Here is a 10,276-nt window from a genome sequence, read left to right as displayed (position 1 = left end):
GCGCTCGGGCCTGACCACCTCACAGGTGATGGAGCGCGTGGTATATGCGGCCATCACCGACGGGCGCTGGCGCAAGCACCTCAAGCGCCTGCGCCGGCCCCGGGGCCGGGAGCGGCAGCCCCCTGCGGCCGTCGGACGATCTCGTCGAGACGGCCGGACGCGACGTCGAAGACGAAGCCGTGGACCTGGTCGGTAGGCGGGATGAACGGACTGTTCGTAAGGCGGGCGACGACGCCCGTCCCATGGCCAACGGCCGGGCCGCCAACGGGCGCACCACCGAAGGCGGTTGGTCAGCGGCGGATCGTCACCGGCTCGATCTCCGCGTTGTTGTGCCGCCGCGCCCAGTTCTCCAGGGCCACCCGGCAGGCGTGGTCCAGGTGGCGCAGGCCGGTCACGTCCAGCTCTATGGGCTGGTCCTGCGGCAGCTTCTCCAACTGCTCCAGCATGCGCGGCAGTCGGAGGAAGGTCGCGTTCCCGGTGAGGGTCACCACGACCCGGCCTCCGGTGAGGCTGTGCGTGGAGAGCTGTACGTGGGAGGTCTCCCAGGCCGACTTGACCACGGCCAGCAGCAGCCCCAGCACCACGCCCTCGAAGAGGTTGGTCACCACGATGGCCAGTGCCGTGACCGCCAACAGCAGGGCCTCGCCCCGGTGTTCGCGCCAGAGCGGGCCGAACTCCCGCACGGGCACCAGCTTGCATCCGGCGTGCACCAGGATCCCGGCGAGCGCCGCCAGCGGGATGATGCCGATGGCGGCGGGCAGCAGCGCCGCGAAGAGCAGCAACCACAGACCGTGGGCGACCCGGGAGAGCGCGGTGGTGGCCCCCGCCTGGACGTTGGCCGCGCTGCGGACGATGACGGCCGTCATCGGCAGGGCTCCGAGCGCCCCGCAGATCGTGTTGCCCACACCCTGTGCGACCAGCTCCTTGTCGTAGTCCGTACGGGGCCCGTCGTGCATCCGGTCGATGGCCGCCGCGCTGAACAGGCTCTCGGCCGAGGCGATGAGGGCGAAGGCGAGGACGGTCCCGATGACCGCCACGTCGGCCAGGCTGCCGAAGTCCGCCGCGCCGGGCAGGTCGATGGCGTGCAGCAGCCCGTTCACATCGGCCACCAGCGGCCGCAGTCCGGCCAGGGCGGCGACGGCCGTGGCCAGGCCGACCGCGGCGAGGGGCGCGGGCACGATCCGTACGGAGGCGGGCAGCTTGGGCCAGAGCAGCAGGACGGCGACGGTCCCGGCGCCGAGGCCGAAGGCCGTCATGGCCTCGTTGTTCGAGACGATCTCGACGGCGAGCCCCGGAAGCCCGGCCAGTTTGGCGAGCGCGCTGCCCGGCTGTTCCGTGTCGGCCATGGCGTACACCTGGCCCAGCACGATGACCAGACCGATGCCGGCGAGCATGCCCTGCACCACGGAGACGGAGATGGCGCGGAACCAGCGGCCGAAGCGTGCCACGCCCAGCACCACCTGGAGCAGACCGGCGGCCAGGACGATCGGCCCGAGCGTACCGAGGCCGAACTCCGTGACCGCCTCGTAGACGAGCACGGTGAGACCGGCCGCGGGCCCGCTGACCTGGAGCTTGCTGCCCGGCAGCAGGCCGACGACGAGGCCGCCGACGATGCCGGTGACCAGGCCGAGTTCGGCCGGTACGCCGGAGGCGACGGCGACGCCGACGCAGAGAGGGAGGGCGACCAGGAAGACGACGAGTGACGCCAGCAGGTCACGCCGTACGACGTGGGGGTTCTTGAGTTCTTTCACGGAGATCACGGGTGACGATTCCCTCGGAGGTCAGGACGGCGCCCGGACGAGGCCGGGCACCGTCGAGTGGGGAGCGGGAAGCCGTCGGAGGCGGCCGCACGTCGGGCCGCTCTGCGGCCGCTGAACGCTGATCGGGGCGGGGCGCGCTGCGCGGCGGCCCCCACGGACAGGTCTGGGAGGCCGGCCGTGCGTGGGGCACCCGGCTTCCTTTGCGTTCGCGGCGTCGTTCTCGGTGAAAGTCCGGGCGGGTGCGACGAGGGACTTCATGGTGGCCTGCCTCCTGCATCCGGTGGTGCCGGGGAGCGGTGTGGTCGGGGCATATTGACGAATGCGCTGTTTAATTCCGTATGGACGTTCGAAGGCGAGAAGGTGTCTCACCTCGATGTTCTGCCGGGCGTTGAACCTGTCCGGTCATTCCGTCGGCGTCCGAGCGGATGCGACTACAGCTGAGCATATAGACCAGAACTTTGCTATCGCATTACCTTCTCGTGAAGGAACGCGAATGCGCCATTCTTGTCATTCATTCGGCTTGTTCTTTGTGATTGCCAATGGGGTGTTCGAGCCACGCGGGACAGCAGGGCCGGAACATGACGCAGTGCCCCGGCGGCCCGCCGGGGCACTGCGCAAGGTTGTGGCCGGGAGTGCGGCCGTCAGACGCGACGGCAGTGCAGGAAGAGATGCGGCTCGGGTGCGCCCGCCGGGTGGTCCGGGGTGAACAGCGTGCTGTGCCGCTCCTCCACCGCGAAGCCCGCCCCGGCCACCAGCGCGGTGAACTCCTCCTCGCCGAAGCTCGACACCACCACCGGCTGCCCCATGAACTCGGCGCTCACGTCCGCCACGTCCACCGGCACGGTGGCCACGACCAGATGGCCGCCCGGCCTCACCGCCCGGCCCAGCCGGCCCAGCAGCTCGCCCTGCTCGCCGCGGGACATCTGGAGCAACGAGAAGTAGACGCAGACGGCGTCGAACTCCCCGTCCGCCCACGGCAGCTCACGGATATCGCCGCAGCGGAACTCGGCGTCGGGCACCTGCCGGGCCGCCAGAGCGGTCATCACCGGGGAGACGTCGACACCCACCACCCGGTGCCCGGCCCCGGCCAGCCGTCGCGCCGTCGGGACACCCGTACCGCTGCCCACGTCCAGGACCCGGCTGTCCGGCGCGAGGCGCTCCAGCAGCCGGTCCAGCGAGGCGCGGTGGGCGTCCGAACCGGCGAACGCCCGCTCGTACTCGGCTCCCAGGGCGTCGAACACCGTCGCGGCGGGGAGCCCGTGGGTCTCCCGCGCGGCCGGGGCTCCGGCCGGGCGCTCCGCCGGCGTTCTGTGGCTCTCACTCATCGGCGTGGCCCTCCCGTGGTCCGTCCGTGTCCTGCCGCCGTCCGAGGCCGCGTCCCCAGCGTCCCCGCCCGATCGCCTGAGTATGCGGGGCCGTGGCGCTGAGTACCTTTCCCGATGTTCCGCGGCCTGCCCGCTGTTCGAATGAGGCCATGGACTCCGCAGCGCGGCAGCGCCCCCGCATCCAGCACGTCACCACCGCAGGCACCGCCCTGGCGGTCACCCTGCTCCCGCTGGTGGTCGGTGTGCTGCTGGCCAAGTCCCTGGCCGCGGACCCGATGACCTCGGTGAACGCGCTCGTCACCAACGGCGGCCACCGCCCCCGGGTGTCGCCGAAGCAGTGGCGCAGCTGCGGCGGAGACGCCCTGCGGCGCCTGCGCACCACGGGACGTGTCCGCCTGGTCCGCCGCTGACGGGCACCGGGCTCAACCGGTCGGTCCGGCCAAGCGGTTGAGCCCGGCCGATCCAGCCGACCGGGCTCGACCGACCGGTTCCGCGGACCGGTTCAGCTCCCCGCTTCAGCCGACAGGCTGGGCCTCGTCCGCCGACGGCCGCTCGAACTGGGTCCGGTACAGCTCCTCGTAACGCCCACCGGCCGCGAGCAGTTCGGAGTGCGTGCCGCGCTCGACGATCCGGCCGGCCTCGACCACCAGGATCTGGTCGGCCGCCCGTACGGTGGAGAGCCGGTGGGCGATGACCACGGCGGTCCGCCCCTCCAGCGCTTCGGCCAGGGCTTCCTGGACAGCGGCCTCGGAGGTGGAGTCGAGGTGGGCGGTCGCCTCGTCCAGGATGACGACCCGCTGGCGGGCCAGCAGCAGCCGGGCGATGGTCAGCCGCTGACGCTCACCCCCGGAGAGCCGGTAACCCCGCTCGCCCACCACCGTGTCCAGCCCCTCGGGCAGCGAGGCGATCAGCCCCTCCAGCCGGGAGCGGCGCAGCGCGTCCCAGATGTCGTCCTCGGAGGCGTCGGGCCGGGCGAGCAGCAGGTTGGCGCGTACGGACTCGTGGAAGAGGTGCCCGTCCTGGGTGACCATCCCCAGGGTGTCGCGGATGGAGTCGGCGCTCAGGTCGCGTACGTCGACCCCGTTCAGCCGTACGGAACCGGCGTCCGTGTCGTACAGCCGGGGCAGCAGTTGGGCGATGGTCGACTTGCCCGCGCCCGAGGAGCCCACCAGGGCGATCATCTGGCCCGGTTCGGCGCGGAAGGAGACCTCGTGCAGGACCGGCGTGCCGCCCCGGTTGTCCAGCGTCGCGACCTCCTCCAGCGAGGCCAGGGAGACCTTGTCGGCGGACGGGTAGGCGAAGGAGACCTTCTCGAACTCGACCGAGACCTGACCCTCCGGCACCTCACGGGCGTCCGGCTTCTGGGCGATCAGGGGCTTGAGGTCCAGGACCTCGAAGACCCGCTCGAAGCTGACGAGCGCGCTCATCACCTCGACCCGGGCCCCGGCCAGCGCGGTCAGCGGGGCGTACAGCCGGGTCAGCAGCAGGGCGAGGGCCACCACGGCCCCCGGCTCCAGCGTGCCGCGCAGCGCGTAGTAGCCGCCGAGTCCGTAGACCAGGGCGAGCGCGAGGGCGGAGACCAGGGTGAGGGCGGTGATGAACGCGGACTGGGCCATCGCGGAGCGGACCCCGATGTCACGCACCCGGCGGGCCCGCTCGGCGAACTCGGCGGACTCCCGCGACGGACGCCCGAAGAGCTTGACGAGGGTGGCGCCGGGCGCGGAGAACCGCTCGGTCATCTGGGTGCCCATCGAGGCGTTGTGGTTGGCCGCCTCCCGCTGGAGACCGGCCATCCTGGCCCCCATCCGGCGGGCGGGGATGACGAACACCGGGAGCAGGACCAGCGAGAGCAGCGTGATCTGCCAGGAGATCGTGAGCATCACGGCGAGCGTCAGGAGCAGGGTGACGACGTTGGAGACGACACCGGAGAGCGTGTTGCTGAACGCGCGCTGGGCGCCGATCACGTCGTTGTTGAGCCGGCTGACCAGGGCGCCGGTCCGGGTGCGGGTGAAGAAGGCGACCGGCATCCGCTGCACATGGTCGAAGACCGCGGTACGCAGATCGAGGATCAGTCCCTCACCGAGGTTGGCCGACAGCCACCGTGTGAGCAGACCGAGCCCGGCCTCCGCGACCGCGATCAGGGCGATCAGCAGGGCGAGCCGGGTGACCGTCCCGGAGTCCGCGCCCCGCACGATGGCGTCGACGACGCGCCCGGCGAGGACCGGTGTGGCCACCGCGAGGAGAGCGGTGACGACGCTGAGCAGGAGGAAGCGGTAGATGCGGGCCCTGTGGGGCCGGGCGAAGACCAGGATGCGGCGTAGCGTCGCTCCGGAGAAGGGCCGCCTGTCCTGCTCGGCGTTCATCGCGCTGTGCAGCGATGTCCATGCGGTGACTTCCATGTCCATGGGGCGCTCCGAACTCTGCTGAGGTGGTCGAACGGACTTGTAAGGATCTGTGCGGACTTGTACGGGCCTGTCGGCCGGTGGGGCCCGGGGTGTACGAAGCACGTTAGAACCTCAAGTTTGCTTGAGGTCAACAGGGCGCGCGGGGCGGCGTGGCCGGTGCGAGCCTGAGGCCGGAACGGCCGCGTGCAGGCAGCGGCGTGAGGGCAGACGGAACACGCGGCCGGGACAGCCGGAGCGCGCGGTCGGAGCAGTCGGAACGGGCGGCCGGAGCACGCGGTCGGAACAGACGGAGCAGACGGAACAGACAGCCGAACGGGCAGTCGGAGCAGGCAAGGGGAGAAGTGGCGTGCGCATCGATCTGACGGGCAAGAACGCGGTGGTGACCGGTTCCTCGCAAGGCATCGGCCTCGCCATCGCCACGGGACTGGCCGCGGCCGGCGCCGAGGTCGTCCTGACCGGGCGGGGCCGGGAACGGCTGGAGGAGGCGGCGCGGTCGCTGCGCGCCGAGGTGGCGGGGGCGGCCGTCACGACGGTGGCCTGCGACCTGGCCACGGAGGAGGGCGCCGCCGAGCTGCACGCGGCCGTCCCGCGGGTCGACGTCCTCGTCAACAACCTCGGCATCTTCGGCTCCCGCCCGCCGCTGGAGATCACCGACGAGGAGTGGCGGACGTACTTCGACACCAACGTGCTCAGCGCGGTACGCCTCATCCGCCACTACCTGCCGTCGATGACCGGACAGGGCTGGGGCCGGGTGCTGAACATCGCCAGCGACTCCGCGATCGTCATCCCCGCCGAGATGATCCACTACGGCATGTCCAAGACGGCCCTGCTCGCCGTCGCCCGCGGCTTCGCCAAGGAGGCGGCCGGTACGGGCGTGACGGTGAACTCCGTGATCGCCGGCCCCACGCACACCGGAGGGGTCGAGGACTTCGTCCACGAACTGGTCGACAAGGACCTCCCGTGGGAGGAGGCGCAGCGCGAGTTCATGCGGCTGCACCGTCCCCAGTCGCTGCTCCAGCGGCTCATCGAGCCCGAGGAGATCGCCAACCTCGTGGTCTACCTCAGCTCCGCGCAGGCGTCGGCGACGACCGGGGCGGCGGTACGGGTCGACGGCGGATACATCGACTCGATCGTGCCCTGACCTCGACGGTGCCCTGACCCCGATCGTGCCTTGACCGCGATCGTGCCCTGACACCGATCGTGCCCTGACACCGATCGTGCTTTGACCCCGATGGTGCCTTGACCCCGATCGTGTCCTCGGCCCGATCGTGGCCCTGAGCGGGGTCTTCGGGGCGGCCGGAGGGGCCGGAGGCCGGTCGGAGCGGCCATGCGGGGCTGGCATGATCGGGGGATGAACGAGAGCATCATCGCCGCGTGTGACGGGGCATCCAAGGGAAACCCCGGGCCGGCCGCCTGGGCCTGGGTCGTCGCGGACGCCCAGGGCAGCCCCGAGCGCTGGGAGGCCGGCCCGCTGGGCACCGCGACGAACAACGTCGCCGAGCTCACCGCACTGGCCGAACTGCTGGAGTCCACCGACCCGGCGGTGCGCGTCGAGGTCCGGATGGACTCGCAGTACGCCATGAACGCCGTGACCAAGTGGCTGCCGGGGTGGAAGCGCAACGGCTGGAAGACCTCGGCGGGCAAGCCGGTGGCCAACCGTGAGCTGGTCACCCGCATCGACGCCCTGCTCTCCGCCCGTACGGTGACGTTCCGCTACGTGCCCGCCCACCAGGTGGACGGCGACCCGCTCAACGCGCTCGCCGACCAGGCCGCCAGCGAGGCGGCGGTGGCGCAGCGGGCGGCCGGTACGGCGCACGGCGCGACCGCTCTGCCCGTACCCGCCCAGACGCGCGCCACGAAGGGGCGTACGGAGGCGGGCGGCGGCTCGGGTGGAGCCAAGGCCGCGGGGGGCGCCTCCCGGACCGGGCGGTCGTCCAACGGCACGATCAAGGCGCGGTTCGCGGGACGGTGCCACTGCGGGAGGACGTACGCGGCCAAGGAGCCGATCGCGAAGAACCCCAACGGCTGGGGCCACCCGGAGTGCCGTACGGCCCCTGCCTGATCGGTCGGCCGAGTGGGGAGCCCCGGGCGTTCATCACCCGGGCGGCTCAGCAGCCTCAGACGTCGGCCCAGACGAGCCGGCCGGCCAGCGCGGCGCGCGTACCCCAGCGGGCCGCCAGGGCGTCCACGAGCAGGAGGCCTCGGCCGTCCTCGGCCAGGCAGTCGAGCGAATCGTCGCCGTCGGGGCCGGCCGCCGCCGGAGCCGCCTCGACGGGCAGCCCCGCCGAGGTGGCCGGGGACGCGGGCGCCGGGATATGGGCCCGGCCGCGGTTCCACACGCAGATCCGCACCCCGTCCGCCGAGCGGAGGAGCCGGCAGCGGATCCGGCGGGTGCTGGTGTGCTGCACGGCGTTGGTGACCAGTTCGGTCACGATCAGAGCCGCCGCCTCGATGCGTTCCGTGGGCTCTCCCCACGCCAGCATCGCCTCCTGCACCCGGTGACGTGCCTCGGGAACGCCCCCGGGCAATCGGGGAACCCACCAGCTGTGTGCACCTCTGACTCCCCCGCCTTCCGGAGCGCGCTCCGCGCAACTGACTATTTCCGACATGTATGTACTCTCGGCGCAAAGCGCATACTTTGCAAGCGACAGAGTGTTCACGGCTCCGCCCCGGGGCTCGACGAACGAGGTATGAGCATGCGACCCCGCTCCGGCCCCACCGTGCAGCACCGCGTCCTGGCGGCCCGGCTGCGGATACTGCGGGAACAGGCCGGCGTCACCCTCCAGGCCGCCGCCGACGCCCTGGACGCGCACCCCGCGACCGTACGGCGGATCGAGCGGGCCGAGACCGGGCTCGACGCCCGCCAGGTCGCCGAGCTGCTGCGCTGCTACGGGGCCCCGCCCACGGTCGCCGAGCCGATCCTGGCCGGGCTCGGAGCCGCGAACCTGCCCGGCTGGTGGCACGGCTGGCGGGACGCGATGGAGAGCTGGCAGCAGGACGTCATCGGCGTCGAGTCGTCGGCCGGCCTGGTGCGCACCTGGCACCCCGCCCTCGTGCCCGAGCTGCTGCGCACCTCCGCCTACGCCGCCGGCCTGTACCGGATGCGGTACCCCGAGGACAGCCCCGCCCTGCTGGAGCGCCGTGTGGAGTTGCTGCGGGAGCGCCGGCGCCGGCTGACCGAGCGCGGCACGACTCTGTGGGCCCTGTTCCCGGCCGCCGCCCTGCACACCCGGGTGGGCGATCCGGAGACGATGGCCGGGCAGCGCCGGGCCCTGGCCGAGGCGATGGACCAGCAGCACATCACCGTCCAGGTGGTGCCGCTGGACCACCCGCCGCACGCCATGACCGGTATGCCGCCGCTGCACCTGCTGCGGGTGCCCGCGCCGGAGATCGGCGACCAGGCGGTTCTGGAGACGCCCGGGGTCCGCGTCGACCTCATCGACGACCCGGAGGCCGTGATGGCCCACCGCATCCGGCTCGACGCCGCGTGCGCCGCCGCCCCGCCGCCGGGCACCCCGCTGCCGCCCTGAGCGGCCGGGCCTCCGTACGGCCGCCGCCGGGATGCGGTGCGTACCCGAGCCGTACAGCGTGGGGGAGTGGTGCAGCAGCGCAGGGCCCAGTGGATCCCGGTCGGAGTCATCGTGCTGGCCGTCGTGATCGACCTGGCGACCCCGACGGACGTGACCTCCGCGCCCCTGCTGATGGCCGCGCCCGTCGCCGCCGCGCCCCTGCTGCGCCTGCCCGGCATCATCGCGATCGGCGCCCTCTCGATGGCCGTCCACGCGGTCCTCGCCTGGGTCGACCACACCTTCGGCTGGCAGCGGGGCGTCGCCAACCAGCTCACCCTGCTGGCCGTCACCGTGCTCGCCGTCCTCATCAACCGCACCCTGGAGGGCCAGAGCGCCCGGACCCGCCGCGCCCGCCAGGTCGCCGCCGTGGCCCAGACCGCCGTACTGCCCCGGCCCCCGTCGAGGCTGGGCGAACTCCAGATCGCCGCCCGGTACATCCCCGCCGAGGACGAGGCCATGATCGGCGGCGACCTCTACGTGGTGCAGGACACCGTGCACGGGGTGCGCGTGATGGTCGGCGACGTCCGGGGCAAGGGGCTGGGCGCCGTCAGCGCGGTCTGCGCGGACCTGGGGGCCTTCCGGTACGCCGCGGACGAGGCGGAGGACCTGCCCGGCCTGGTGACCGCGCTGGAGGCCGCCCTGCTGCGCGAGGGCGGGCGGAGGGGCGGCCAGGAGCAGGAGGAAGGGTTCACCACGGCGCTGGTCGCCGAGTTCGCCGACGGCCTCGAAGCCGTACGGATCGTCAACCGCGGCCATCCGCCCCCGGTGCTGCTGGACGCCAGGGGCACGGCCACCGTCCTGGAACCGTCCCAGGAGTCGCCCCCGCTCGGCATCGCGGCCCTGGGCACCTGGTCGTTCCCGGTCGACACGTTCCCCTTCCCGCCCGGCTCCACGCTGCTGTGCTACACGGACGGCGTCACCGAGGCCCGGGACGAGGACGGGGTCTTCTACGACGCGGCCGTACGGCTGCCCCGCCTCCTGCGCCACCGCTCACTCGTCGGCGACCCGCCGGCCCCCGCGGAGATCCTCCAGCTGCTGATCGACGACGTGGCGCGCCACACGGGCGGCCGGGTCCAGGACGACCAGGCCCTCCTCGCCCTGCACCGCCCCGCCCGGGAAGCCGCCCCGCTTCCCGGGCGGACACGTGTTTGAGGGGCCGATCGTCGGTCACCCGGACGGTACGGCCGTACGGCAGGCGCCTACGGCACGCATCCGAC

At 72.6% G+C, this 10,276-nt stretch carries 9 protein-coding genes; 5 read left to right on the top strand and 4 right to left on the bottom strand.

What is annotated here, in order from left to right; translation table 11 throughout:
- Nucleotides 1-290: 290 nt before the first annotated feature.
- On the bottom strand, nt 291-1,760 hold the full coding sequence (locus tag AB0917_RS31650) for a SulP family inorganic anion transporter (RefSeq protein ID WP_366823144.1): 1,470 nt from the start codon (nt 1,758-1,760) through the stop codon (nt 291-293).
- A gap of 641 nt (nt 1,761-2,401) precedes the next feature.
- Complete coding sequence (locus AB0917_RS31645; protein WP_366823143.1) at nt 2,402-3,085, bottom strand: class I SAM-dependent methyltransferase; 684 nt, start codon at nt 3,083-3,085, stop codon at nt 2,402-2,404.
- 149 nt (nt 3,086-3,234) lie between these two features.
- Between AB0917_RS31645 and AB0917_RS31640 the strand changes: the two genes are divergently transcribed.
- Nucleotides 3,235-3,495 carry a hypothetical protein gene (locus AB0917_RS31640; protein WP_366823141.1) on the top strand — a complete coding sequence of 87 codons (261 nt, stop codon included), beginning with the start codon at nt 3,235-3,237 and terminating at the stop codon, nt 3,493-3,495.
- Nucleotides 3,496-3,600: 105 nt separating this feature from the next.
- Here AB0917_RS31640 and AB0917_RS31635 read toward each other — a convergent pair whose 3' ends face one another.
- Nucleotides 3,601-5,490, bottom strand: a complete 1,890-nt coding sequence (locus AB0917_RS31635; RefSeq protein ID WP_366823140.1) for an ABC transporter ATP-binding protein — start codon at nt 5,488-5,490, stop codon at nt 3,601-3,603.
- Nucleotides 5,491-5,836: 346 nt separating this feature from the next.
- Between AB0917_RS31635 and AB0917_RS31630 the strand changes: the two genes are divergently transcribed.
- Complete coding sequence (locus tag AB0917_RS31630; protein ID WP_366823139.1) at nt 5,837-6,631, top strand: SDR family oxidoreductase; 795 nt, start codon at nt 5,837-5,839, stop codon at nt 6,629-6,631.
- Nucleotides 6,632-6,841: 210 nt separating this feature from the next.
- Nucleotides 6,842-7,552: a ribonuclease H gene (locus AB0917_RS31625; RefSeq protein WP_366823138.1), complete on the top strand. Its 711-nt coding sequence runs from the start codon at nt 6,842-6,844 to the stop codon at nt 7,550-7,552.
- 55 nt (nt 7,553-7,607) lie between these two features.
- On the opposite strand, the gene AB0917_RS31620 is transcribed toward AB0917_RS31625, so the two are convergent.
- Nucleotides 7,608-8,018: an ATP-binding protein gene (locus AB0917_RS31620; RefSeq protein WP_366823137.1), complete on the bottom strand. Its 411-nt coding sequence runs from the start codon at nt 8,016-8,018 to the stop codon at nt 7,608-7,610.
- Between the two features lie 168 nt (nt 8,019-8,186).
- On the opposite strand from AB0917_RS31620, the gene AB0917_RS31615 reads away from it, so the two are divergent.
- Both AB0917_RS31615 and AB0917_RS31610 read left to right on the top strand, forming a co-directional pair.
- Complete coding sequence (locus tag AB0917_RS31615) at nt 8,187-9,020, top strand: Scr1 family TA system antitoxin-like transcriptional regulator (RefSeq protein ID WP_366823145.1); 834 nt, start codon at nt 8,187-8,189, stop codon at nt 9,018-9,020.
- A gap of 66 nt (nt 9,021-9,086) precedes the next feature.
- Nucleotides 9,087-10,211, top strand: coding sequence for a PP2C family protein-serine/threonine phosphatase (locus tag AB0917_RS31610; RefSeq protein ID WP_366823136.1), 1,125 nt, complete (start codon nt 9,087-9,089; stop codon nt 10,209-10,211).
- Nucleotides 10,212-10,276 lie beyond the last annotated feature (65 nt).

It is taken from the genome of Streptomyces sp. NPDC007346 (assembly GCF_040703535.1).
Classification (GTDB): domain Bacteria; phylum Actinomycetota; class Actinomycetes; order Streptomycetales; family Streptomycetaceae; genus Streptomyces.
This window is presented reverse-complemented; position numbering and strand designations above follow the sequence as displayed.